This is a genomic window from Rathayibacter sp. AY1B8, from assembly GCF_002932775.1.
Taxonomy (GTDB): Bacteria; Actinomycetota; Actinomycetes; order Actinomycetales; family Microbacteriaceae; genus Rathayibacter.
Map to the genome: position 1 here is coordinate 28,400 of NZ_PSWJ01000023.1, position 22,332 is coordinate 50,731.

Here is a 22,332-nt window from a genome sequence, read left to right on the forward strand (position 1 = left end):
CTCCGCCCTGGTACAGAGACGTATCGCCTCCCTCCCCACCCATCGTCAGGAGACCGCGTGTCGTCGCTGCTCTACCGTCTCGGTCGTCGCGTGTACCGCGCCCACCGCCTCGTCGCCGTCCTGTGGCTGCTGATCGTGGTGGCGGGCGGAGGAGGAGCGCTGCTGCTCAACCAGGGCACCGACAACACGTTCTCCATCCCGGGCACGCAGTCGCAGACCGCCCTCGACCAGCTCGAGCGCACCTTCCCCCAGGTCAGCGGCACGTCCGCGCGGTACGTGGTCGTCGCGCCCGACGGGGGCAGCGTCCAGGACGCCGACGTGAAGGGCCCCGTCAGCGACGCGGTCGCCGCGCTCGGCGACGTCGACGAGGTCGCAGCCGTCACGGACCCCTACTCCGACAGCGTGTCCGGCACGATCTCCGACGCCGGGAACGCCCTCGTCATCACCGCGCAGATGGACGGCTCCGCCACCACCACGAGCCCCGAGAGCCGCGACGCGCTGAAGGCCGAGGCGACGACCCTCCAGGACGCGCTGCCCGCCGGCTCCGTGGTCTCGCTCGGCGGCGACCTCTTCGCCCAGAACCTCCCCGGCGTGACCATCACGGAGGCGATCGGCCTCGTGGTCGCCCTCGTCGTCCTCGTGCTCACCTTCGGCTCGTTCCTGGCCGCCGGCATGCCGCTGGTCACCGCACTGCTGGGTGTCGCCCTCTCGATGTCGGCCATCTTCATCGCCACCCGCTTCGCCTCGATCTCCTCGACCACGCCGCTCCTGGCCCTGATGCTGGGCCTGGCGGTCGGGATCGACTACGCCCTCTTCATCATCAGCCGCCACCAGGACCAGCTGAAGCAGGGCATGGACCCGGAGGAGTCGACCGCGCGGGCGACCGCGACCGCGGGCTCCGCCGTCGTCTTCGCGGGCCTGACCGTGATCATCGCGCTCGTCGGCCTCTCGGTCGCGGGCATCCCGTTCCTCACCACGATGGGCGTCGCAGCGGCGGGCGGAGTCGCGATCGCCGTGGTCATCGCGCTCACCCTGACCCCCGCCCTCCTCGGCTTCGCCGGCGCGCGGCTGCGCCCGAAGGAGCGCCGCGCGAAGAAGAAGGCCGCGAAGGCCGCCGCCGCCGCGGGCACCCACTCCGACACCGAGGCGCACGAGGAGGCGGCGACCGCCTCCCCCGGCGGCCACGTGCACGCCGAGGTCCCGCGCGGGTTCTTCCGCGGCTGGGTCCGGGTCGTCACGCGCTTCCCGATCGTGACGATCATCGCGGTGATCGGCGTGCTCGGCGTCGCGAGCATCCCGGCGCTCAGCCTCCGCCTCGCCCTGCCGGACGCCGGCTACCAGGCCGAGGGCACTCCCGCGCGCACCACCTACGACCTGCTCGCCGAGAACTTCGGCGCCGGCTACAACGGCCCGCTCATCGTCACCGGCACGATCATCGGCTCGACCGATCCGCTCGGCCTGATGGACGACCTCAAGGGCGAGATCGAGAAGCTCGACGGAGTCGCCTCGGTGCCGCTCGCGACGCCCAACGAGACCGCCGACACCGGCATCATCCAGGTCATTCCCGAGGGCGGCCCCGACTCCGAGGCCACCAAGGCGCTGGTCGCCGAGATCCGCGACAAGCACGACTACTTCCAGCAGGAGTACGGCGTCGACCTCGCAGTGACCGGCCAGACCGCGGTCGGGATCGACATCTCGGACACGCTCGCCAAGGCCCTGCTGCCGTTCGGCCTGCTCGTCGTGGGCCTGTCGCTGGTGCTGCTGACGATGGTGTTCCGCTCGCTCTGGGTGCCGATCAAGGCGACGCTGGGCTACCTGCTGTCGGTCGGTGCGTCCTTCGGCGCCGTGGCGGCGGTGTTCGAGTGGGGATGGTTCTCGGACGCTCTGCACGTCGACAAGACGGGCCCGATCATCAGCTTCATGCCGATCATCCTGATGGGCGTGCTCTTCGGCCTCGCGATGGACTACGAGGTGTTCCTGGTCTCGCGGATGCGCGAGGACTACGTGCACGGGAGGCCGGCGCGCGCCGCTGTCGAGTCGGGCTTCGTCGGCTCGGCCAAGGTGGTCACGGCCGCCGCGGTCATCATGTTCTCGGTCTTCGCCGCCTTCGTGCCGGAGGGGGACACCAACATCAAGCCGATCGCGCTCGGGCTCGCCGTGGGCGTCTTCGTCGACGCGTTCATCGTGCGGATGACGCTGGTGCCCGCCGTGCTGCACCTGCTCGGCGACCGCGCCTGGCACATGCCGCGCTGGCTCGACCGCGTCCTGCCGTCCTTCGACGTCGAGGGCGAGGGCCTCACGAAGGAGCTCGCGCTGGCCGACTGGCCGGAGCCCGGATCCACGGACGTGATCGCGGCCGAGGACCTCCGCCTCGACGGACCCGACGGTCCCGTCTACAGCGGCGTCTCGCTGCGGGTCGCTCCCGGCTCCTCCCTCGTGGTCCACGGGCCGCACCGCTCCGGCCGCACCGCGCTGCTGCTGAGCATCGCCGGCCGGCTCGCCCCCGACTCCGGGCGCCTGAAGGTCGCGGGCCTGGTCGTGCCGATCCGCTCCGCCGCCGTGCGCGGCCGGGTCGGGCTGGTGCGCCTCGCCGGAGCCGCCGACCCCGTCGCCGACGTCCGGTCGGCCCTGGAGTCGGCTCCGCCGATCCTGGTGCTCGACGACCTCGACACGGTCACCGACCCGCAGCTGCGCGGCGCGATCCGGGCCGAGCTCGACGCCGCCCGCGCCGCCGACGACGCGTTCACCGTGGTCGCCTCCTCCGTCGACGCCGAGGCGCTCGACGACCTCCTCCCCTCCGACCGCGGCGTGCTCGCGGTCTCGCCCGCGGCCGAGCGCCGCGCGATCGCAAAGGTCCTCTGACAGATGGCTCTCCTCTCCCTCGAACGCCCCCGCGGCGTCAAGAAGGTGTCCTGGCTGACCCTTCTCGGGATCGTCCTGGTCCCCCTCGTCATCGGCGGCCTCCTGGTGTGGGCGCTGTGGAACCCGACCGAGCGACTCGACACGATCACGGCCGCCGTGGTCAACGAGGACACCCCGGTCGAGATCAACGGGCAGACCGTGCCGCTCGGGCGCCAGCTCGCGGCCGGCCTGGTGACGGGCGGCACCGACTCCGCGAGCTCGGACGCCCCCTCCTCCACCCCCTCGGCGAGCGCGACGCCGTCCGCGAGCACGACCCCGGTGCCCAACGTCTCCGGCTCGGACTCGACGGGCAATTTCACCTGGGTCCTCACGGACAAGGACGACGCCGCGAAGGGCCTCGCCGACGGCAGCTACGCGACCGTCGTGACGATCCCCTCCTCCTTCTCCGCCGCCGCCACCTCGTACTCGGGCGACGCCGCGGAGGCGACGAAGGCGACCATCGACATCGCCACCAGCGAGAAGGCCAAACTCGTCGACGACGCCATCTCGGCCACGGTGACCAGCACCGCCACCTCACTGCTCAACACGCAGCTGACCACGGCCTACCTCGAGAACGTCTACGTCGGCTTCAACACCCTCAACGAGCAGATCGGCCAGGCGGCCGAGGGCGCGGGCACGCTCGCCGACGGCGCCGACCAGCTCGGCACCGGCGCCTCCACCCTCGCCGACGGCACCAGCAGCCTCGCCGACGGGATCGACGAGCTCGCCACCGGCGCCTCCTCGCTCTCGGACGGCGTCGGGCAGATCGGCACCGGAGCCTCGTCCCTCGCCGACGGCGTGGGACAGCTGGGCACCGGAGCCTCCGACCTCTCCGGCGGAGTCGCGCAGCTGGCCACCGGTGCGCGCGGCCTCTCCGGCGGAGTGGGACAGCTCGCGACGGGCGCCCGCGACTCGGCGACCGGGGCGACCGCGCTGCAGGGCGGCGCCTCCGACCTGGCCGACGGGCTCGACCAGCTGAGGGAGGGAGTGGTGAGGACCGGCGACGGGACCCAGCAGGTCGCCGCCCTCAGCGCCGGCGCCGCCGCCGCCACTGCGGGGACCTTCGAGGCGCTCAGCGCCGCGCTCGAGGGCTGCGAGACGACGCAGTGCCTCGCCGCGCGCGCCGTCATCGCCTCGGCGGACGGACCCACCGGCGCGACCACCCTCGCCACGACGACCGCGGGAGCCGTCGCCGGGATCGACGCGGGCATCCGCCTCGGCGGCGACGGGCAGCCCTCGCTGATCGACGCGGTCGGGCAGTCCGCCACCGGCGCGCGCACTCTCTCGGGGGGCATCGGACAGCTGTCCGGCGGCCTGACGCAGCTCGCCGACGGCGCGGACGACGCCGCGGGCGGAGCGTCCCAGCTCGCCGACGGCCTCGACACCACGGCGGCCGGGTCCGCGCAGCTCGCGACCGGCGCCACCACCGCCGCGGCCGGCGCCCGCGACCTCGCGACCGGCGCGACCACCGCCGCGGGCGGCGCCGCCGACCTCGCCGCGGGAGCCTCCTCCGCCGCCGACGGAGCCGACCAGCTCGCCGACGGCGCGAGCGGGGTCTCGGACGGCGCCGTGCAGCTCGCCGACGGCACCCGCACGCTCGCGACCGGCCTCGACGCCGCGGTCGCGCAGCTCCCGACCTACACCGAGTCGGAGTCGACGAACCTCGCCGACGTCGTCTCGGACCCGGTCGAGAACGCGAGCAGCGCGACCGACCTGTTCGGAGCCTCCAGCGTCCCGTTCTTCGCGACGATCGCCCTCTGGCTCGGCGCCCTCGCGACGTTCCTGGTGCTCGCCGCGTTCTCGCACCGCGCGCTCTCCTCGACCCGCTCCTCCGCCGCGCTCGCCCTCTCCTCCTACGTGCCGGCGCTCGTGATCGGCGTGGTGCAGGGACTCGCGGTCGCGATCGTGATGAGCGGGGTCGCGGGCCTGGAGCCGGGCCGCTGGGTCGGCTTCGCCCTTCTGGCGATGCTCACCGGCGCCTCGTTCGCCGCGGTGAACCAGGGGCTGGTCGCCCTACTCGGAGGGATCGGCCGCTTCCTCGCGATGGTCGCGGCGGTGATCGCGCTCGGCGCGGGCATCATCTCGACGGTCCCCGGGCTGTTCGACGACGTGCTCGGGTTCCTGCCGCTCTCGGCGGCGCAGAACGCGCTGTCCGGAGTGGTCGAGGGCACCGACGGCACGGCCGGCGCCGTCGTCGGCCTGGTGATCTGGCTGCTGTTCGGCCTGCTGCTCACCGTCGCCGCGATCGCCCGCCGCCGGGTCGTCTCGGTCCGCGCCCTGCACCGCACCGCGGAGGCGTAGGCCGCGCCTCGCGCCACTCCACCCCCGAACCGGGGACGGGTGGCGCGAGGATCGCGCCACCGCCGCGCCTCTCCGGGCGACCGGTCCCGGCCGGGGCTAGCCTGACGCGATGGAGTCGGAACCGATGGCGATCCGGACGCGACGGGTGTACGGCCCATCGGTCCTGCGGCGCCTCCGCGCCCTCCTCCTGCGGCTCCTCGGCGCCGGCCTCGCGGCCGTGCTCATCCCGTTCGCCGTCCTCGCGGACCGCCGCGGGGTCCTCGACGAGTCGGTGCTCGCGCTCGGCCTCCTCGCCCTCACCGTCGTCATCGGACTGGCCTCGGCGGTCTCGCTCTTCGTCGTCTCCCCCACCCGCGTGATGACGACCGAGACGCAGGTCGTGCTGATGCGCGGCCGCCGCCGCCGCGAGCAGTGGCCCCGCCGGTCGGTCCGCTTCCTCGAGTCCGCCGACGGCGACGGCTTCGTCGCCTGGTGCCGCGGCGACGGAGTCGAGGTGCGCTGCGGCCACTTCCGCCCGGAGGACCTCGCCGCCCTGCTCGCCGACCTCGGCGCCGCCGCCCGCGTCCGCGACGCCCTGCCGCCCGCTCTGGCCGGGCCCGCCTCGGCCGTCCGCTTCCGGCCGCACCGCGCTCCGCTCCAGCGCCGGGCGGTCGCCCTGGTCGTCGTCGCCACGGAGGCGTTCGCCGCCGGCGTCCTGGCCGTCGCCCTCGCGGGATCCCCGTCGGGCGACCGCGCGCAGATCGCGCTGGGGGCGGTCGTCGTGGCGCTCTCCCTCCCGCTCGGGCTGGTCGCCGCGCGGCTGGCGCTGCGGCCCGGACTGCCGGGCTCGATCGTGGTGTCGGAGTCGGCCATCCAGATCGACGGGCTGATCTTCCCGCTCGAGGCCCTGCGCTCGGTCGTCGCCTCGAGCCCGACGGGGAGCCGGAGCCTCCGCCTGACCCTCACCGAGACGAACGGCCGCATCACGGAGGTCCCCCTCGGGCTGCGGGTGCCGACGCTGCGGCGCGACCAGCTCTTCCCCGACTACCCGCTGCTGCTCGGCGTGCTGCGCGAGCGCACGGCGGGGCTGCTGCGGATCGAGGGCTGAGCCTCAGTCCTCGGCGCCGTCGGCGATGCGCTGGTGGTGGTGGATCACCTCGGCGACGATGAACCCGAGGAACTTCTCGGCGAATGCCGGGTCGAGGTGCGACTCCTCGGCGAGCGCCCGCAGCCGCGCGATCTGGCGGGCCTCGCGCTCGAGGTCCGCGGCGGGCAGCCCGTGCGCGGCCTTCAGCCGGCCGACCTTCTGCGTGAACTTGAAGCGCTCGGCGAGCAGGTGGATCAGCGCCGCGTCGATGTTGTCGATGCTCTGACGGATCTGCACGAGCTCGGCCCGCGCCAGGGACTCCTCGTGCGACAGCTCCTCGGTCATGCCCCGACCCTAACGGACCGCCCCCGGACACGACGACGGCCCCTGCCCGGAGTCCGGGAGGGGCCGTCGAGAGGGCCCGGTCAGTCGACCAGGTTGATCTGCACGGGGATGTTGCCGCGGGTGGCGTTGGAGTACGGGCAGAGCTGATGCGCCGCGTCGGCGACCTTCTGCGCGTCCTCGGAGCTCGCCTTCGGCACGTAGACGTCGAGCTCGACCGAGAGGCCGAAGCCGTCGGAGTCGTTCTTCCCGATCGAGACGCTGGCCGAGACGGCCGCGTCGGTCGTGTCGATCTTCAGCTGGCGACCGGCTCCGTGCAGGGCGCTGAGGAAGCAGGCGGAGTAGCCGGCCGCGAACAGCTGCTCGGGGTTGGTCCCCTCGCCGGAGCCGCCGAGCTCCTGCGGGGCGCGGGTGTCGAGGTCGAGACGGTCGTCCTCGGTGCGGACGTGGCCGTCGCGTCCTCCACCGGAGGCGTGGGCGATGGCGGTGTAGAGAGCATCCATCCCCCCATCCCACCACTCGGCCGCCGTGAGTCGGGTGAACGCGGGATGCACGTCCGTGCGTTCTCCCGGGAATCCCCCTCGGGAACGCTCCGGGGAGCGTCAAGCCCCTCCCCCTCAGCGCCCTCCGGGTGTGCGGTGGAGGGACACCGACCCCGACCGGCGCGAGCCGGAGAACGGACACGAGCATGCGAGCACTCACCTGGCAGGGCATCGAGAAGGTCTCGGTCGAGACCGTCCCCGACCCCCGCATCCAGCAGCCGACCGACGCGATCGTCCGGATCACCTCGACCGCGATCTGCGGCTCCGACCTGCACCTCTACCGCCTCCTCGGGCCCTACATCGACCGCGGGGACGTGCTCGGCCACGAGCCGATGGGCGTCGTCGAGGAGGTGGGCTCCGGAGTCACCACCCTGAAGCCCGGCGACCGGGTCGTCGTGCCCTTCAACATCGCCTGCGGCGAGTGCTTCATGTGCCGCCGAGGGCTGCAGTCGCAGTGCGAGACGACGCAGATCACCGAGTACGGCTCGGGAGCGGCGCTCTTCGGCTACACGAAGATGTACGGCCAGGTCCCCGGCGGGCAGGCCGAGCTGCTCCGCGTGCCGCTGGCCGACTACAACACGATCGTCGTCGGCACGGACCTGCCGGACGAGCGCTACCTCTTCCTCAGCGACATCGTGCCCACCGCGTGGCAGGGCGTGGAGTACGCGCAGGTGCCCGACGGCGGGACCCTGGTCGTCTTCGGACTCGGCCCTGTCGGTCAGTTCGCGGCGCGGATCGGCGCCCACCGCGGCTACCGCGTCCTCGCCGTGGAGCCCGTCGCCGAGCGGCGCGCGATGGCCGAGCGGTACGGCGTGGAGACGTTCGACCTGTCCGACGACATCGCCGCGCAGCTGCGCGACCTCACGGACGGGCGCGGCCCCGACTCCGTCGTCGACGCGGTCGGCATGGAGGCGCACGGCTCGCCTGTCGGCTCGTTCGCGCAGTCGATGGCGGGGCTCCTGCCCGACCCGATCGCCCGCAAGGCGATGGACACGGTCGGCGTCGACCGCCTCGCCGCAGTGCACGCCTCCCTCGACCTGGTGCGCCGGGGCGGCACCGTGTCGCTGAGCGGGGTCTACGGCGGAGAGGCCGACCCGATGCCGCTGAAGTCGATGTTCGACAAGCAGGTGACGGTGCGGATGGGCCAGTGCAACGTGAAGCGCTGGATCGACGACCTGCTGCCGCTGGTGGAGGACTCCTCCGATCCGCTCGGCGTGATGGACCTCGTGACCCACCGGGCGCCGCTCGAGGACGCTCCGGCCCTCTACGAGACCTTCCAGAAGAAGGAGGACGGCTGCATCAAGGTCGTCCTGCACCCCTAGCCGGGGAACAGCGAAGGCGGCGCCCCCCGAGGGGAGCGCCGCCTTCGCGGTACTGCCGAGACCTACTTGAAGACGTCCTTGACGTCCTCGCCGGCCTTCTTGGCCGAGGCCGCGGCCTGGTCCTTCTGGCCTTCGGCCTTCAGGCTGTCGTCGTTCTTGTGGTCGCCCAGGGCTTCCTTCGCCTTGCCGGCGATGTCCTGAGCGGCGTTCTTGATCTTGTCATCGAGCCCCATGGTGGTGCCTCCTTCGCTGATCGTTGGCACGACCGTAGGACCGGGAACTGCCCGCTTCCTGGGAGCGGGAAGGGGCTTGCCCGGGCGCCCGCTGGACTGCGATGATTCGCGACCTCGACCGGTGCCGGCCGGTCGAGGGCGCGGGATCAGGTCGCCGGGGTGGCGGACTCGGACGGAGCGGACTGCGAGGGCGCGTTCGTGGGCGTCTGCGACGATCCGTCGTCGGCGCTGGTGGGCACCGCGCTCCCCGACTGGTACGGCGTCTGGGCGTCGCCGGTGCAGCCGGCCAGCAGGCCGATCGTCAGGGCGGAGGCGCCGAGCGCCCCGAGGACCCGTGCGGCGCTCACTTGCCCGTCACCGCGTCCTTGACGGCCCCCACTGCCTTCTCGACGATGTTCGGCTTCGGGTCGGTGCCGTAGAGGCGCTCGTCCGGCTGGGTGGGCGGGGGCATCGGGACGTTGCCGCCGGGCTCCGCGACGCGGTAGCTGAACTCTCCCTTGCCGTCCGGGGTCGGGCCCGAGGCCCAGCTGCCCTCGGAGGCCGCTGCTCCGTCCGAGAAGTTGATGTACCCGTACGACACGGAGCGCTCCTCCTTCGAGATCGGGAAGTTCGAGGGCACGGGCAGGTCCTCCCGGCCCTCCGCGCGCAGCTCGGCGGCTGCCGCGATCCACTGGTTCTGGTGCATGGTGTCGCGGGCCAGGAGGAACGACAGGAGGTCGCGCACGCCGTGGTCGTCGGTCATGTGGTAGAGCCGGGCGACCTGGAGCCGGCCCTGCATCTCCGCGTTCGCATTGGCGGTGAAGTCGGCCAGCAGGTTGCCGCTGGCGGTGATGTAGGAGCCCTGCCACGGGTTGCCCATGCTGTCGTCGGGGCGCGCGCCGGCGCCGGCCACGATGGCGTGCTGCACGTCGGAGCCGCCGATGACCGCCGCGAGCACGGGGTCCTTCTTCATCGCGTCCTCGGACTGCTCGACCGGGGCCTTCTCGAGCAGCTGGGCGATCATCACGGCGATCATCTCGACGTGGCCGAACTCCTCGGCGCCGATGCCGAAGAGCAGGTCCCGGTACTTGCCCGGGTCGTGGGCGTTCCAGGCCTGGAAGCCGTACTGCATCGCCACGGTGATCTCGCCGTACTGGCCGCCGAGCACCTCCTGGAAGCGGCGGGCGAAGACCGCGTCGGGCTTCGAGGGCGTGGACGTGAATTGGAGTTCCTGACGGTGGAAGAACATGACTGGTTGCCTTTGCGGGGTAGCCGGGCGGATCCGGGTGCGGACGTCCGATGTCTGTCCTCTCGACGGTAGGGAGCCCTGTTCGCGGGTCAGAAGGGGCTTGACGCGGTGGCGGAGCAGTCGATCCACGGGCTCTCGGGCCCCGCCCTCGTGGGCGCGGGATGGTAGCCCCATCGGGGGGTCAGCCGCTATGCCCTTCCCGGTACTCGAGGGCCCGAACAGACTGGCGACGCCGGCACGCATTCATTCCCCACTCGATCCTGGAAGGGACAGACGATGTCGAACATCGATCCCGCTTCACCTCCGTTCGGAGACGGCGCCGCGAACTTCGGCGCGACCGAGACCCCCATCGACAGCGGGGCGCACGTCGCCTCCACGGACACCTCCTCCGGCTCCTCCTCGGGCAGCACGGCCGACTCCGCGAAGGAGAAGGCGAGCGCCGCCGCGGGCACCGCCAAGGACCAGGCCGGCGCCGTCGCCGGCGACGCCAAGCAGGCCGCGAGCGAAGTGCTCTCGACCGGCAAGGACGAGGCCGCCAACGTGGTCCAGGAGGCCAAGGTCCAGGTCAAGGACCTCTACGACCAGAGCCGCACCCAGCTCACCGAGCAGGCCCACGCCCAGAAGGAGAACGCCGCCAAGGGCGCCCGCGCCTTCAGCGACGACCTGACCGCGCTGGCCAACGGCGAGGGCGGCAGCGACAACGCCGCCGCGAAGCTCGTCTCCCAGGCGGCCACCCGCGTGCAGGGTGTGGCCTCGTGGCTCGAGAACCGCGACCCGTCCGAGCTCCTCGACGACGTCCGCGCGTTCGCCCGCCGCCGCCCGGGTGCCTTCATCCTCATCGCCGCGGCGACGGGACTCGTCGGCGGGCGCCTCATCCGCGCCCTGACCGCCGAGGCGAAGGACGAGAAGGAGGCGACGAGCACCCGCACCGACGGGCCCGAGTTCGACGCCCCCGCCTCGACCACCGCGTACTCCGACGCCTCCGCATACGACGCGCCCGTCGCGTCCGCCTACGGCACCGTCGGCTCGAGCTCCCTCGAGCGCGACTACGCGCCGACCGAGCCCGTCGCCGACCCGCTCGACGGCGGCTTCCCGAACGGCGGCCGGCTGTGACCGACCCGACGGGCGTCCACCGCTCGACGGAGACGCCCGACCAGCGGGCCGGGTCGACGTCGCTGGGCGATCTGCTCGGCGAGGTCTCGCGCGACCTCTCCACGCTGATCCGCCAGGAGATGGCCCTCGCCAAGGCCGAGCTCAAGGAGTCCGCCGGCAAGGCGGGCAAGGGAGCGGGCCTCCTCGGCGGGGCGGGCTACGCCGCGCTGATGGCCGTGCTCTTCCTCTCGATCGCCCTCTGGTGGGGCCTGGGCACTCTGATCGGCAACGGCTGGTCCGGAGTGGTCGTGGCCGTCATCTGGGCGATCGTGGCCGCGATCCTCTACGCGGTGGGCCGCAAGAGCCTGAAGCAGGTCGACGGCGCTCCCGAGACGGTCGACTCCCTCAAGAAGATTCCCGACACCCTCAAGCCGAACGGGGCAGGACGATGACGTACGACGCAGGACAGAACAAGACACCCGAGGAGATCCGGGCGGACATCGAGCGCACGCGCCTCGAGCTGGGCGGGGACGTCGACGCGCTGGCCGAGAAGGTCAGCCCGTCCGCCATCGCGCAGCGTCAGACCGACAAGGTCAAGTCGGCCGTGGGCTCCGTCCGCGACCGGGTGATGGGCTCGGCGCACGACGCCTCCGACTCGCTCTCGAGCGGTGCGGGCTCGGCGAAGGCCAAGGCCGAGGGCAACCCGTTCGCCGTGGGGCTCATCGCCCTCGGCGCCGGACTCCTCGTCGCCTCGCTCATCCCCGCCTCCAGCAAGGAGAAGGAGGCGGCGAGCCGCGTCAAGGAGCAGGCCCAGCCGGTCGTCGACAAGGTGACCGACGCGGCCAAGGAGGCGGCGAGCGAGCTCCGCGAGCCCGCGCAGCAGGCCTTCGCCTCCGTCAAGGAGACCGCGACCGACGCCGCGCAGAACGTCAAGGAGGCGGGCACCTCCGCCACCGACGACGTGAAGGACTCGGCCCGCGAGGCCAAGCACGCCGTCCAGGAGGACGTGCAGCACTGATCCGTCGGCGCTGACAGGGCGGTGGGCCTCCGGGCCCGCCGCCCTTCGTCGTGCCGCCGGGAATACACCGCCGCCCGCGCTCCTTGCCCTCCGTATGCGATCGATCGTCTACTCCCGCACCGGTGACTCCTCCGTCCTCTCCCTCGTCGACCGGGAGGAGCAGGCGCCGGGCGCCGGCGAGGTCCGCGTCCGCGTCCTGGCGTCGGGCGTGAATCCGACCGACTGGAAGGCGCGCGCAGACGGCGACCTCGCGTTCGACGAGGTCGTGCCGAACCAGGACGGCGCCGGTGTCGTCGAGGCGGTCGGCGAGGGCGTCGAGGGCCTGGCCGTCGGCGACCGGGTCTGGATGTACCTCTCCGCGCACCGCCGCCCCACCGGCACCGCGCAGGAGTCGGCGGTGCTCGCCGCCGAGCACGTCGTGCGCCTGCCCGAGGGCGTCGGCACCGACGTCGCCGCGAGCCTCGGCGTCCCCGCGATGACCGCCCACCGCGCCCTCACCGTGCACGAGCACGGCCCCTCCCGCCTCGCCCCCGGCGCCCTCGCCGGCCGCACCGTCCTGGTCCAGGGCGGCGCCGGAGCCGTCGGGCACGCCGCGATCCAGCTCGCGGTCTGGGCCGGGGCGACCGTCATCGCGACGGTGAGCAGCGACTCCAAGGAGCGGCTCGCCCGTGCGGCCGGTGCGCAGCACGTGCTGCAGTACCCGGACGACGCCCTCGCCGACCGGATCCGCGAGCTCGCCCCCGAGGGCGTCCAGCACGTGGTCGAGGTCGCACCGGCTCAGAACGCCGCGCTCGACGTCGAGGTGCTCGCCAACCACGGCAGCATCGGGTACTACGCGAACAACAACGGCGACGAGTTCACCGTGCCGATCGTCGCGAGCTTCGCGAAGAACGCCCGCTGGCAGGGCCTGCTGCTCTACACCGAGGGCGAGGAGGCGCTGCAGGCCGCGGCCGAGGACATCACCGCGGCGCTCGCCGACGGCGCGCTCCCGGTGGGCGAGGAGGCGGGCCTCCCGCTGACCTGGTTCCCGCTCGAGGAGACCGCGGCCGCCCACGACGCGGTCGAGCAGGGCGCGACGGGCAAGGTGCTCATCCGCGTCGCCGACTGACCGGGAGGGCTCGCCTCCGATCGACGACCGGCCGGATCATCCCCGGAGCGGGGGCGAGCCCGGGACGGTCGAGCGGTCGGCCAGGCCGGCCACGAGCTCGGCGAGCGCCTCCTCCGCCGTGCGGGTCGGCGCCCAGCCGAGCTCGGCGCGGGCGCGCTCGGTCGACATCACCGGGACGTTGCCCGCGATGTCGAGCCAGCCCGCGTCGGTGCGCTGCAGGCGCAGGTGCCAGGTCGCGGTGACGACGGAGCGGAGCAGCCCGAACGGCACCGTGACCAGGCGGGCGCCGAAGGCGTGCGCCAGCCGCTCCGGAGTGAGGACCGGCTCGGCCGCGATGTTGAAGGCCCCGCCGGCGCGCCGGTCGAGCGCGCGCCAGAAGGCGTCGGCCACGTCGTCGGCGTGCACGCCCTGGAAGACGATGCTCCGCGGCAGCGGCAGGACCGGGATCCGGACCGCCTTCAGCCACCGCGTCGGGTAGTGGGGACCGGCGAAGAGCCCGGCGATCTCCGTCGCGGCTCCGCGCTGGAAGACGAGCCCCGGGCGCAGGCGTGTGACGACGATCTCGGGGTGCCGCTCCTCGAAGGCGTCGAGCTGCCGCTCGTTCGCGGCCTTGTGGCGGCTGTAGGTCGAGGTGTGCAGGCCGCCCGTGGGCCAGTCCTCGGTCACCCGGATCGACTTCGGCGCCGCGCTGTAGGCACCCACGGACGAGGCGACGGCGACCTGGCCGACTCCCGCGGCGGCGACCGCCTCGAGCACGGCCGCGGTGCCTCCGACGTCGACCAGCCGCTGGAACGGCTCGTCGTGGCTGGGCTGCAGCGCCCAGGCGAGGTGCACGACGGCGTCGACGCCGGCGAAGGCCTCGCGGAGCCGCCGCGGGGCGACGCTCGACGCGAGGTCGATCTCGACCCAGCGCACGTCGCGGTACTCCTCCGAGCGGAGCCGAGGTGCCCGGCGGGCGATGCCCACGATCTCCTCCACCCCGGCTTCGCCGTGCAGGCGCCGCAGCAGCGCCGTCCCCAGGTTGCCGGTCGCCCCGACGATCGCGATCCGCATGGCGTCATCCCTCCGGGAGCGGCGTACGCCGACCCCCTCCTCCGAGGCTAGGCAGGGGCGCCGCCGCGGAGGAGCCGCTTGACAGCGGGGACGACGGGACGCTCGGCGGGGACCGCCGGCGGCCGGCGGAGTGAACGCTCCTCCCCAGGGCGGATGCGGCCTAGACCACGGCGGGAGCGGGCGCATCCCCCCGCGCGGCCGGCCGCCGATCCCTAGCCTGGGACGATGCTGCCGACACCGCCCCGCCGCGTCCTCCCCGTGCGACACGAGGTCGAGGGCGTCACGCTGCGGACGGTCGACACCGGTCCGGCCGGAGCGGGCGCGGTGTTCGTCCTGATCCACGGGATCGGGATGTCGCACCACACCTTCTCGCCGCTCGCCGCCCGCCTGAAGCGGCACGGCCGGGTGATCGGCGTCGACCTCGCCGGCTTCGGCGCGAATGCGCGCCCGCGGCGGAGGGTCGGCCTCGAGGACCACGCGCGGCAGGTCGAGCAGGTCCTCCGCGGACTGGGCGTCTCGCGCGCGGTCGTCGTCGGGCACTCGATGGGGTCGCAGGTGGCGGTCGAGCTGGGGCTGCGCGCGCCCGGCCTCGTCGACGGCGCGGTGCTCATCGGGCCGGTGGTGGATCCGCAGCGGCCCGGAGCGGTCCGCCAGGGGCTCGCGCTGCTGCGGGACTGCCTCGGCGAGCCGGTGGGCGTCGACGCGATCCTGCTGGCCGACTACCTGCGCGGCGGCCTGCGCTGGTACCTGCGCCAGCTGCCCGAGATGCTGCGGCATCCGGTCCAGGAGCGCGTCGCCCGGCTGGAGGTGCCGGTCCTCGTCGCCCGCGGCCGCGACGATCCGATCGCCACCCGTGACTGGTGCGAGCGGCTCACGGCCCACGCGCGCGAGGGGCGGCTCGTCGAGTTCGCCGGCTCGCGCCACGTCGTCCCCCGCACCGAGCCCGGAGCGCTCGCCCGCGAGATCCTCCGCTTCGCCGCCGCGCTCGGCGAGAGGCCCGCCGCCCCGCTCCCCCTCCGGTCGGAGCCGGCCGCATGAGCCGGCTCCGGCGCCTGGTCCGCGACGCCGTCTGGTGGATCCGCGACTACGCCTACGCCGTCGCCTGGCAGGTGCGCGGCGTCCTCTCGCGCCGTGCCCCGGACGACTACCTCGACGGCGACCGGCGGCCCGTCGTGGTCCTGCCGGGGATCTGGGAGACCTGGTCCTTCCTCCGCCCGATCATCGATCCGCTGCACGAGCGCGGGCACCCTCTCCACGTGCTGACGAGCCTCGGCCGCAACGGCCGCCCGGTCGCCCGGACCGCGGAGGACGTGGCCGCCTACCTCGCCGAGCACGGGCTCCACGACGTGGTGATCGTCGCCCACAGCAAGGGCGGGCTGATCGGCAAGTACGTGATGACCGAGCTCGACCCGGACGGCCGGGTCGACCGGATGGTCGCCGTGGCGACTCCGTTCGGCGGCTCCCGCTACGCGCCCTACCTGGTCCTCCGGAGCCTGCGCGCCTTCTCTCCGCGCGACGCCACGACCCTGCTGCTGTCGAGCCGCCCCGGAGCGAACGCGCGGATCACGTCCGTGTTCGGCCTCTTCGACCCGCACATCCCGGAGGGCAGCATGCTCGAGGGCGCGGTCAACGTCCGGATCGAGACCGGCGGGCACTTCCGCATCCTGAGCGACCCCGAGACGCTCACCGCGGTCGTCACGGCGGTCTCTGCGGAGGAGCGCGCCGACGGAGAGGCGCCCTGACGGCGGCGGAACCCCTGACGCCTCCGTAGCAACCCGCGTCGCCGCGGCGGAACCCCCTGGCGCCTCCGGCCCGCGAGGCGGAGCGTGGAGCCATGCCCGCCTCCTCCACCGGCCCGACCGAGCTCCTCCTCGTCCGTCACGGCGAGAGCCTCGCCAACATCGCGGCGAGCGCCGCCGAGGCCTCGGGGGCGCACGAGATCGCCGTCGACCGCCGCGACCCCGACGTCGAGCTCTCCCCCGCCGGCGAGGACCAGGCGCGCGCGCTCGGCCGCTGGCTGGCCGAGGAGGCGCGACCCGCCTCCGCCTGGACGTCGCCCTACCGCCGCGCCTCCGCGACCGCCCGCCTCGCCCTCGGCGAGGCCGGCATCGACCTGCGGCTGCGCCCCGACGAGCGCCTGCGCGACCGCGACCTCGGCGTCACCGACCGCCTCACCTCCGCCGGCGTGCGGGCCCGGATGCCCGAGGAGGCGGCGCGGCGCGAGTGGCTCGGCAAGTTCTACTACCGGCCGCCGGGAGGCGAGGCCTGGACGGACCTCGCGCTCCGCGTCCGCGCCTTCGTCGACCACCTCGCCGTCGCCGCGCCTCCCGGGCCGGCGATCCTCTTCTGCCACGACGCGGTCGTCCTCGTCCTCCGCTACGTCCTCGAGGGCCTCTCCGAGCACGAGCTGCTCGACATCGGCGCCTCGACGCCCGTCGCCAACGGCTCCGTCACCCGTCTCGTCCGCGACGGCGTCGCGTGGCGCCTCGAGCTCTTCAACCGCACGTCCCACCTCGAGCGCTCCGGCGCACCCGTCACCCGGCACGACGACCGCGCGGCCGGAGAAGGAGACCCTCATGAGTGACCTCGTCTCCCGCGCCCTGCTCGAGCAGCGCTGGCCCCTCCCGGAGCCCGGAGGCTCGAAGCACTCCCGCGGCGACGTGGTCGTCGTCGGCGGCGCCCGCAAGACGCCCGGCGCCGCGATCCTCGCGGGGATCGCCGCGCTGCGGACCGGCGCGGGGCGCATCACGCTCTGCGTCGCCGAGTCGGTCGCGTCGGCCACCGCGGTCGCGCTGCCCGAGTGCGGAGTGGTCCCGCTCGCGGAGACGCGCACCGGCTCCGTCTCGGGCCGCGGGCTCGACGTCCTGGCCGGTGAGCTCTCCTCCGCCGACGTCGCCCTGATCGGACCCGGCCTGGACGACCCGCGCGCGACCGCCGCGAACCTCCGTGCCCTCGCTCCGCTCCTCGACGATGTGCCGGCCGTGCACCTCGACGCCTTCCCGCTCGGAGTCCTGCCCGGGCAGCGCCGTCTCGCGTGGAGGCTCGCGGGCCGGCTCCTGCTGACCCCGAACCCGGAGGAGGCGTCCCGGCTCCTCGGCGAGGAGGTCGACGACGTCGAGCGGGCCGCCCTCGCGGTCGCCGAGCGCTACGGCGCGGTGGTGAGCCTGTTCAACATGATCGCCTCGCCCGACGGCGACGCGGTGCGGATCGAGGGCGAGCACCCCGGCCTGGCCACCGCGGGCAGCGGCGACGTGCTCGCCGGAGCGACGGCGGGCCTGCGCGGGCGCGGCGTCGATCCGATGGGCGCGGCCGCGTGGGGCGCGTTCCTGCACACGGAGGCGGACACGCGCCTCTCCGCGCGCATCGGCCCGGCCGGGTACCTCGCGAGCGAGATCCCGGGGGAGTTCCCGCGCGTGCTGGCGGGCTGAGCGGCGCGGGTGCGCTGAGGACGGCAGTCGTTCCGAGGCGGGCCGGCGGTGCGAGCGCCCCGGCCCGGGCCGGCGGCGTGAGCGGCGGCGATCACCGTGACCGCGGCGTCGACCTCAGTGCGCGACGTCGGCGACCGAGAACGCCACGCCCGGCGTGATCAGGATCGAGGTCTCGCGGGGCTCGCCCTCGCCCTGGTTCACCGTGATCCAGCGCGACGCGGAGCCGTCCAGGGCGCGGTCGATGCTCTCGCGCACCTCCGCGGCCGACGTCTCGCTCAGGCTGAACGGCGCTCCGCCGTAGATGATCTCGACGCGCTTCACAGCATGCTCTCCTCGCTCTGACGGGCGGTCCCGTGGGGCTCCTCGCTGATCCGCAGCCCGTGCGCCGTGTGCGAGTCGGCGAGCAGCTGGCGGATCCAGTCCGGGTTGATGTTCGGGGCACGGCCGCCGTGGTACTTGAAGCGCAGCGGGATGGCGGGGTGCAGCCAGATCGAGGTGCGTCCGTCGCCGACCGCTTGCGAGTCCTTCCACGAGAAGTAGAAGGACTCGTTGCGCGCGAGCTTCGAGCCGATCACGATCTGCAGGTGCGCCAGCAGACGGTCGTCGAAGTCGGCCTCGAGGGTCGAGTCGTAGATCAGTCGCCCCATCAGGCGGTTCTCCGTTCGGGAAGTCGCCCGTCCGCGAAGGATCGGGCGGAGTCGTGAGTGTCGATCCTACCGGCGCCCCGGACGCTCACCAGGAGTCGTCCTCGCCGTGGAAGTGCGGGATCTCGGTGTCGACGGCGGAGAGGGGCCCGGCGCCGCCGTCCTCCTCGGCCACGGGGTGCGAGACGCCCAGGCGGGCCGTCTCGCGGGTGAAGCGCTCGACGAGCTCCTCGTCGAGCAGCTCCTCGGCTCCGTCGTCCTCGGACTCCGAGAACAGCTGGCTCGCCGGTCCGATCAGCAGCGCCGCCCGTCCGGGCCGGCCGGACTCCTGGCGGATCGGGATGTCGACCGTGATCGACCCCTTGGTGAGCGCCAGCGCCTCCGCGTAGGCCAGCAGCGACCGCGCGATGGCGGTACCCGTCAGCACGGAGCTGCCGGCGTAGTGGATGCGTTCCATGCCTTCTTCCTACTCCTCGGGCGGCCGCCCGGTCAGCGGTTGCGCGGTCGAGGGAGGGAGCGCTAGCGCCGCGTCGATCCGGCGGTCGAGCGCGTCGCGGACGGCCGGCCACTCGGCCGCGAGGATCGAGTGGACGGCCGTGTCGCGCCACGAGCCGTCGGCCCGGCGCTGGTCGTGGCGGAGCACCCCCTCGAACACGGCGCCGAGGCGGAGGATCGCGGCCCGCGAGCGCGCGTTCACCGCATCCGCCTGGAGCTTCACCCGCTCGTAGCCGCTGTCGAAGGCGAGTCCGAGCACCAGCCGCTTCGCCTCCGGGTTCACGACGGTGCCCCACGTCTCGGGCGCGTAGGCCGTCCAGCCGAGGTGGGCCGCCTCGCGCGTCTCGTCGAAGTCGGCCAGCGAGGTCGTGCCGACGACGCGTCCCTCCTGCAGCACGGCGAACGGCAGGCCTGTGCCCCAGGGGTAGTAGCGGTCGACGAAGGCGCGGAACTCCTCCGGGGTGCCGGGGAGGCCGGACGGTCCTCCTCCGTAGCCGCCGGCGAACACCTCCGGACGTCCGATCGCCCGCCCGAGCGGCTCGACGTGCTCGACGGCGAGCGGCTCGAGGACGATCGAGCGGCCGACGAGCGTGACGGGACCGGGGCGGCGGGGGCTGCTCATGCGATCAGTGTGGGGCACCGTGCCAGCATGGCTCCATGAGCACCGCCGCGCTGTTCGAGTCCGCCGCCGCCGCCCTCGTCGGCCTGCTCGCGCAGGTGCGGGAGGACCAGTGGGAGCAGCCGGGGCTCGGTGTCTGGGACGTCCGCGGCCTCGCGGGACACGCCTCGCGGGCGGTGCTGACCGTCGAGGCGTACCTCCTCGCTCCGGAGCCGCCCGAGCCGACCATCGAGGACGCGCTCGACTACTACGCCGCGCTGGCCGGGAATGTCGCCGACCCCGCGGCGGTGGCGCGGCGCGGGGTCGAGGCGGGGCTGCTGCTCGGCGACAGGCCGGCTCAGGCGCTGGCGGAGGCGGCGGGCCGCGCGGTCGAGCTGGTCGCCGCCCAGCGTCCCGGCTGCCTCGTCGCCGTGGGCGGCCACGCGATCGAGCTGGACGAGTACCTCCGGACCCGGCTGCTCGAGCTGGTCGTGCACACGCTCGACCTCTCGCGGGCCACCGGGATCCCGCACGTGCTGCCCGCCGAGGCCGTCGAGGCGTGCTGCGCGCTGACCGGCGGGCTGGCCGCTCGAGCCGGACGCGGCGAGGAGCTCCTGCTCGCGCTGAGCGGGCGGGAGCCCCTCGCCGCGGGGTTCTCGGTGGTGTGAGGGCGCCGGCCCTCCGGCTGCGGGTTCTGCGCGGCGCCGGCCCTCGGGGCACCGGGTCCTCCGTGGTGAGGGCGCCGATCCTCCGGCCGCGGGTTCTACGTGGTGCCGGTCCTCAGGCCACGGCGAGAGCGGCGACCGGCGACACCTTCGTGGCGCGGCGGGCGGGCAGCACGGCCGAGACGACCGTGATCACGACGCCCACCACGAGCACCGCCACCAGGATCGGCACCGGGACGGTCGGCGGGATCAGTCCGATGCCCGGCAGCGAGCCGAACACCGAGATCGCGCCGCACCAGCCGTAGACGATCCCGAGCACGATGCCGAGCACCGCGGCAGCGATGATCATCTGCGCCGCCTCGAGCACCACCATCGACCGCACCTGCGAGCCGGTGAAGCCGAGCGCGCGGAGCAGGCCCAGCTCGCGCCGGCGCTGCAGCACGCTGAGCGACAGCGTGTTGACCATCCCGACGGCGGCCAGGACGACCGAGAAGCCGAGCAGGACGCTCATCACCGCGGTGCTCACCTGGATGAACTGCTCGAACGCCGCGATCACCTCGGGATTCGTCTCACCCGAGCGCTCCATGATCGTGCCGAAGGTGGCGGCGGCGACCGCGAACATCGTGACCAGCGACACTCCGATGACCAGTCCGATGACGGCGCGGGCGCTGCGCGCCGGATTGCGGACGGCGTTGGCGGACGCCAGGCGGGCGACGGGGCCCCGGCCGAAGGCGCGGCCCACGAGGGCCGTGAGCGGAGGGAGCAGGACGGGCGCTCCGAGGATCACGCCGGTGAAGGACGCCATGCCTCCGACGAGCCCGAGCAGGACGCCGCCGGGGTTGGCCAGCCCGAACACCACGCCGCCGGCGAGCAGCAGCGCGCCGACCACGACGAAGACGATCGCCGTGACGTTGCGGGCGGTGCGGCCGCGCAGCTCCTCGTAGCGGGGCTCGGCGGACGATCCGGCGGCCTGCGACGGCGCGACCGCGAGCACGCGGCGCGATCCGGACCACGAGGCGATGACCGTCGAGGCGACCACGGCGATCAGCGGCAGCACGAGGCCGGGCGAGACGAGCGGGTAGTCGAAGCGGGGCAGGGTGGCGCTCCGGATGGCGAGCTCCGCGGCGAGCGCCACGAGAGCGACGCCGGCGACCAGGCCGATCGCCGCTCCGAGGAGCCCCTGCAGGAGGCCCGTGCGGACGATCCCGCTGCGCAGCGACCGGCCGGAGGCGCCGAGCAGGCGCAGCAGGGCGATCTCGCGGGTGCGCCCGGCGATGACGGTCGAGACCGCGTTGGCCGTGACGATCCCGCCCACGAACACCGCGATGCCGAAGAAGACGGCGCCGACCATCCCGAGCATGAGGGCGACCTGGCCGATGCCGTCGATCCCCGCTGCCGCGAAGGCCGCGACCATGTCGGCGATGACCTGCACCAGCACGGCGCCGAACGCCGCGGCGAGCGCGGCGACGGTGACGATGGCGCCCCCGCCCTGGCTCGAGCCCGTGCGCACGCCGCTCACGCCGCGCCCTCCATCGTGAGCATCGCGCGCGAGATCTCCTCGGCGCTCATCCCGCGGCGGTCGTCGACGACGGCCCCGTCGCGGAGGAAGACGATGCGGTCGGCATAGGCCGCCGCGATCGGGTCGTGAGTGACCATCGCGATCGACTGGCCGTACTCGCGGGTGGAGGCCCGGAGCAGGCTGAGGACCTCGCGGCCGGTGCGGGAGTCCAGGTTGCCGGTGGGCTCGTCGGCGAAGATCAGCTGCGGCCGGGTGGCGAGGGCGCGGGCGATCGCCACGCGCTGCTGCTGCCCGCCCGAGAGCTCGTGGGGCCGGTGCGTGAGGCGCTCGCGGAGCCCGAGGGACTCGATCAGCCGGGCGATCCACTGCTCCTCGTCGCCGGTCACGGAGCGGCCGTCGAGCTCGAACGGGAGGCGGATGTTGCCGCGCACGTCGAGCGTGGGGACGAGGTTGAAGGCCTGGAAGACGAAGCCGACGCTGCGGCGGCGGAGCACGGTCAGCTCGGCGTCGCTCATCGAGGTGATCTCGGCGTCCCCGAGGAACACGCGGCCGGAGGAGGCGGTGTCGAGGCCGGCGAGGACGTGCATGAGCGTCGACTTGCCGGATCCGCTGGGGCCCATCACCGCGGTGAACTCGCCCCGCTCGATCGAGAGCGTGACGTCGTCGAGGGCGACGACGGGCGGCGTGCTGCCGTAGAGCTTGAGCACGCCCTCGACGCGCGCCACGACGGAGGAGGTCTGGTTCTGCATGTCCTCGACGCTACGGAGGCACCCGTGT

25 protein-coding genes are annotated in these 22,332 nt (G+C 73.8%); 13 read left to right on the plus strand and 12 right to left on the minus strand.

What is annotated here, in order from left to right; translation table 11 throughout:
• The first annotated feature begins 57 nt into the window (after window positions 1-57).
• From C5C63_RS13095 to C5C63_RS13105, 3 genes are all read left to right on the plus strand, one after another.
• Complete coding sequence (locus tag C5C63_RS13095) at window positions 58-2,862, plus strand: MMPL family transporter (RefSeq protein WP_104326204.1); 2,805 nt, start codon at window positions 58-60, stop codon at window positions 2,860-2,862.
• A gap of 3 nt (window positions 2,863-2,865) precedes the next feature.
• A complete protein-coding gene (locus tag C5C63_RS13100) occupies window positions 2,866-5,202 on the plus strand; it encodes a YhgE/Pip domain-containing protein (protein WP_104261173.1) in 2,337 nt (778 codons plus the stop codon).
• A 109-nt stretch (window positions 5,203-5,311) separates the two neighbouring features.
• Window positions 5,312-6,289: a hypothetical protein gene (locus tag C5C63_RS13105; RefSeq protein ID WP_146076942.1), complete on the plus strand. Its 978-nt coding sequence runs from the start codon at window positions 5,312-5,314 to the stop codon at window positions 6,287-6,289.
• A gap of 3 nt (window positions 6,290-6,292) precedes the next feature.
• Here the strand turns inward: C5C63_RS13105 and C5C63_RS13110 are convergent, their stop codons facing one another.
• Window positions 6,293-6,613 (minus strand): chorismate mutase, encoded by a 321-nt coding sequence (locus tag C5C63_RS13110; protein ID WP_104326205.1) that lies wholly within the window; start codon window positions 6,611-6,613, stop codon window positions 6,293-6,295.
• Between the two features lie 80 nt (window positions 6,614-6,693).
• Entirely contained in the window at window positions 6,694-7,113 is a 420-nt protein-coding gene (locus C5C63_RS13115; protein ID WP_104222761.1) for an organic hydroperoxide resistance protein, read from the minus strand.
• Window positions 7,114-7,298: 185 nt separating this feature from the next.
• On the opposite strand from C5C63_RS13115, the gene C5C63_RS13120 reads away from it, so the two are divergent.
• The gene (locus tag C5C63_RS13120; RefSeq protein WP_104326206.1) at window positions 7,299-8,474 is read left to right on the plus strand and encodes a zinc-dependent alcohol dehydrogenase; all 1,176 of its coding nucleotides are present in this window, start codon (window positions 7,299-7,301) and stop codon (window positions 8,472-8,474) included.
• Window positions 8,475-8,536: 62 nt separating this feature from the next.
• Here the strand turns inward: C5C63_RS13120 and C5C63_RS13125 are convergent, their stop codons facing one another.
• The 3 genes from C5C63_RS13125 to C5C63_RS13135 form a co-directional block, all read right to left on the minus strand.
• Window positions 8,537-8,707 (minus strand): CsbD family protein, encoded by a 171-nt coding sequence (locus tag C5C63_RS13125; protein WP_104222763.1) that lies wholly within the window; start codon window positions 8,705-8,707, stop codon window positions 8,537-8,539.
• A gap of 146 nt (window positions 8,708-8,853) precedes the next feature.
• Window positions 8,854-9,054 carry a hypothetical protein gene (locus C5C63_RS13130; protein ID WP_104222764.1) on the minus strand — a complete coding sequence of 67 codons (201 nt, stop codon included), beginning with the start codon at window positions 9,052-9,054 and terminating at the stop codon, window positions 8,854-8,856.
• Complete coding sequence (locus tag C5C63_RS13135) at window positions 9,051-9,935, minus strand: manganese catalase family protein (protein WP_104326207.1); 885 nt, start codon at window positions 9,933-9,935, stop codon at window positions 9,051-9,053. The genes C5C63_RS13130 and C5C63_RS13135 overlap by 4 nt, the downstream gene beginning before the upstream one ends.
• A gap of 276 nt (window positions 9,936-10,211) precedes the next feature.
• Between C5C63_RS13135 and C5C63_RS17460 the strand changes: the two genes are divergently transcribed.
• From C5C63_RS17460 to C5C63_RS13155, 4 genes are all read left to right on the plus strand, one after another.
• The gene (locus C5C63_RS17460) at window positions 10,212-11,048 is read left to right on the plus strand and encodes a hypothetical protein (RefSeq protein WP_104261171.1); all 837 of its coding nucleotides are present in this window, start codon (window positions 10,212-10,214) and stop codon (window positions 11,046-11,048) included.
• Entirely contained in the window at window positions 11,045-11,479 is a 435-nt protein-coding gene (locus C5C63_RS17465) for a phage holin family protein (protein WP_104222767.1), read from the plus strand. Before C5C63_RS17460 ends, C5C63_RS17465 begins: the two co-directional genes overlap by 4 nt.
• Complete coding sequence (locus C5C63_RS13150; RefSeq protein ID WP_104222768.1) at window positions 11,476-12,045, plus strand: DUF3618 domain-containing protein; 570 nt, start codon at window positions 11,476-11,478, stop codon at window positions 12,043-12,045. Before C5C63_RS17465 ends, C5C63_RS13150 begins: the two co-directional genes overlap by 4 nt.
• A gap of 94 nt (window positions 12,046-12,139) precedes the next feature.
• Window positions 12,140-13,153: an NADPH:quinone reductase gene (locus C5C63_RS13155; RefSeq protein WP_104326208.1), complete on the plus strand. Its 1,014-nt coding sequence runs from the start codon at window positions 12,140-12,142 to the stop codon at window positions 13,151-13,153.
• A gap of 36 nt (window positions 13,154-13,189) precedes the next feature.
• Here the strand turns inward: C5C63_RS13155 and C5C63_RS13160 are convergent, their stop codons facing one another.
• Window positions 13,190-14,206 carry an NAD-dependent epimerase/dehydratase family protein gene (locus C5C63_RS13160; protein WP_104222770.1) on the minus strand — a complete coding sequence of 339 codons (1,017 nt, stop codon included), beginning with the start codon at window positions 14,204-14,206 and terminating at the stop codon, window positions 13,190-13,192.
• A gap of 225 nt (window positions 14,207-14,431) precedes the next feature.
• Here C5C63_RS13160 and C5C63_RS13165 point away from each other — a divergent pair, with 225 nt between their 5' ends.
• The 4 genes from C5C63_RS13165 (at window position 14,432) to C5C63_RS13180 (ending at window position 17,634) form a co-directional block, all read left to right on the plus strand.
• Window positions 14,432-15,244: an alpha/beta fold hydrolase gene (locus C5C63_RS13165; protein ID WP_104288360.1), complete on the plus strand. Its 813-nt coding sequence runs from the start codon at window positions 14,432-14,434 to the stop codon at window positions 15,242-15,244.
• Window positions 15,241-15,948: a triacylglycerol lipase gene (locus C5C63_RS13170; RefSeq protein WP_104326209.1), complete on the plus strand. Its 708-nt coding sequence runs from the start codon at window positions 15,241-15,243 to the stop codon at window positions 15,946-15,948. The genes C5C63_RS13165 and C5C63_RS13170 overlap by 4 nt, the downstream gene beginning before the upstream one ends.
• A gap of 92 nt (window positions 15,949-16,040) precedes the next feature.
• A complete protein-coding gene (locus C5C63_RS13175) occupies window positions 16,041-16,790 on the plus strand; it encodes a histidine phosphatase family protein (RefSeq protein ID WP_104326210.1) in 750 nt (249 codons plus the stop codon).
• On the plus strand, window positions 16,783-17,634 hold the full coding sequence (locus C5C63_RS13180) for an NAD(P)H-hydrate dehydratase (protein ID WP_104326211.1): 852 nt from the start codon (window positions 16,783-16,785) through the stop codon (window positions 17,632-17,634). The genes C5C63_RS13175 and C5C63_RS13180 overlap by 8 nt, the downstream gene beginning before the upstream one ends.
• Before the next feature lie 114 nt (window positions 17,635-17,748).
• On the opposite strand, the gene C5C63_RS13185 is transcribed toward C5C63_RS13180, so the two are convergent.
• From C5C63_RS13185 to C5C63_RS13200, 4 genes are all read right to left on the minus strand, one after another.
• Window positions 17,749-17,955, minus strand: coding sequence for a hypothetical protein (locus tag C5C63_RS13185; RefSeq protein ID WP_104222775.1), 207 nt, complete (start codon window positions 17,953-17,955; stop codon window positions 17,749-17,751).
• Window positions 17,952-18,281, minus strand: coding sequence for an ATP-dependent DNA ligase (locus C5C63_RS13190; RefSeq protein ID WP_104222776.1), 330 nt, complete (start codon window positions 18,279-18,281; stop codon window positions 17,952-17,954). The genes C5C63_RS13185 and C5C63_RS13190 overlap by 4 nt, the downstream gene beginning before the upstream one ends.
• Window positions 18,282-18,366: 85 nt before the next feature.
• The gene (locus C5C63_RS13195; RefSeq protein WP_104222777.1) at window positions 18,367-18,735 is read right to left on the minus strand and encodes a hypothetical protein; all 369 of its coding nucleotides are present in this window, start codon (window positions 18,733-18,735) and stop codon (window positions 18,367-18,369) included.
• A gap of 9 nt (window positions 18,736-18,744) precedes the next feature.
• A complete protein-coding gene (locus C5C63_RS13200; protein WP_104247482.1) occupies window positions 18,745-19,395 on the minus strand; it encodes a GNAT family N-acetyltransferase in 651 nt (216 codons plus the stop codon).
• A 35-nt stretch (window positions 19,396-19,430) separates the two neighbouring features.
• Between C5C63_RS13200 and C5C63_RS13205 the strand changes: the two genes are divergently transcribed.
• On the plus strand, window positions 19,431-20,039 hold the full coding sequence (locus tag C5C63_RS13205) for a maleylpyruvate isomerase N-terminal domain-containing protein (protein ID WP_104326212.1): 609 nt from the start codon (window positions 19,431-19,433) through the stop codon (window positions 20,037-20,039).
• A gap of 112 nt (window positions 20,040-20,151) precedes the next feature.
• Here the strand turns inward: C5C63_RS13205 and C5C63_RS13210 are convergent, their stop codons facing one another.
• Complete coding sequence (locus C5C63_RS13210; RefSeq protein ID WP_104326213.1) at window positions 20,152-21,555, minus strand: FtsX-like permease family protein; 1,404 nt, start codon at window positions 21,553-21,555, stop codon at window positions 20,152-20,154.
• A complete protein-coding gene (locus tag C5C63_RS13215; protein ID WP_104326214.1) occupies window positions 21,552-22,304 on the minus strand; it encodes an ABC transporter ATP-binding protein in 753 nt (250 codons plus the stop codon). The genes C5C63_RS13210 and C5C63_RS13215 overlap by 4 nt, the downstream gene beginning before the upstream one ends.
• Window positions 22,305-22,332 lie beyond the last annotated feature (28 nt).

What these genes read in the sequence shown, in the direction of transcription:
- C5C63_RS13120 (WP_104326206.1), top strand. Translation starts at nt 7,299, where the DNA reads ATGCGAGCACTCACCTGGCAGGGCATCGAGAAGGTCTCGGTCGAGACC.
- C5C63_RS13205 (WP_104326212.1), top strand. Translation starts at nt 19,431, where the DNA reads ATGAGCACCGCCGCGCTGTTCGAGTCCGCCGCCGCCGCCCTCGTCGGC.
- C5C63_RS17460 (WP_104261171.1), top strand. Translation starts at nt 10,212, where the DNA reads ATGTCGAACATCGATCCCGCTTCACCTCCGTTCGGAGACGGCGCCGCG.
- C5C63_RS13195 (WP_104222777.1), bottom strand. Translation starts at nt 18,735, where the DNA reads ATGGAACGCATCCACTACGCCGGCAGCTCCGTGCTGACGGGTACCGCC.
- C5C63_RS13175 (WP_104326210.1), top strand. Translation starts at nt 16,041, where the DNA reads ATGCCCGCCTCCTCCACCGGCCCGACCGAGCTCCTCCTCGTCCGTCAC.
- C5C63_RS13215 (WP_104326214.1), bottom strand. Translation starts at nt 22,304, where the DNA reads ATGCAGAACCAGACCTCCTCCGTCGTGGCGCGCGTCGAGGGCGTGCTC.
- C5C63_RS13100 (WP_104261173.1), top strand. Translation starts at nt 2,866, where the DNA reads ATGGCTCTCCTCTCCCTCGAACGCCCCCGCGGCGTCAAGAAGGTGTCC.
- C5C63_RS13200 (WP_104247482.1), bottom strand. Translation starts at nt 19,395, where the DNA reads ATGAGCAGCCCCCGCCGCCCCGGTCCCGTCACGCTCGTCGGCCGCTCG.
- C5C63_RS13125 (WP_104222763.1), bottom strand. Translation starts at nt 8,707, where the DNA reads ATGGGGCTCGATGACAAGATCAAGAACGCCGCTCAGGACATCGCCGGC.
- C5C63_RS13155 (WP_104326208.1), top strand. Translation starts at nt 12,140, where the DNA reads ATGCGATCGATCGTCTACTCCCGCACCGGTGACTCCTCCGTCCTCTCC.
- C5C63_RS13105 (WP_146076942.1), top strand. Translation starts at nt 5,312, where the DNA reads ATGGAGTCGGAACCGATGGCGATCCGGACGCGACGGGTGTACGGCCCA.
- C5C63_RS13165 (WP_104288360.1), top strand. Translation starts at nt 14,432, where the DNA reads ATGCTGCCGACACCGCCCCGCCGCGTCCTCCCCGTGCGACACGAGGTC.
- C5C63_RS13110 (WP_104326205.1), bottom strand. Translation starts at nt 6,613, where the DNA reads ATGACCGAGGAGCTGTCGCACGAGGAGTCCCTGGCGCGGGCCGAGCTC.
- C5C63_RS13135 (WP_104326207.1), bottom strand. Translation starts at nt 9,935, where the DNA reads ATGTTCTTCCACCGTCAGGAACTCCAATTCACGTCCACGCCCTCGAAG.
- C5C63_RS13150 (WP_104222768.1), top strand. Translation starts at nt 11,476, where the DNA reads ATGACGTACGACGCAGGACAGAACAAGACACCCGAGGAGATCCGGGCG.
- C5C63_RS13160 (WP_104222770.1), bottom strand. Translation starts at nt 14,206, where the DNA reads ATGCGGATCGCGATCGTCGGGGCGACCGGCAACCTGGGGACGGCGCTG.
- C5C63_RS13170 (WP_104326209.1), top strand. Translation starts at nt 15,241, where the DNA reads ATGAGCCGGCTCCGGCGCCTGGTCCGCGACGCCGTCTGGTGGATCCGC.
- C5C63_RS13190 (WP_104222776.1), bottom strand. Translation starts at nt 18,281, where the DNA reads ATGGGGCGACTGATCTACGACTCGACCCTCGAGGCCGACTTCGACGAC.
- C5C63_RS13180 (WP_104326211.1), top strand. Translation starts at nt 16,783, where the DNA reads ATGAGTGACCTCGTCTCCCGCGCCCTGCTCGAGCAGCGCTGGCCCCTC.
- C5C63_RS13115 (WP_104222761.1), bottom strand. Translation starts at nt 7,113, where the DNA reads ATGGATGCTCTCTACACCGCCATCGCCCACGCCTCCGGTGGAGGACGC.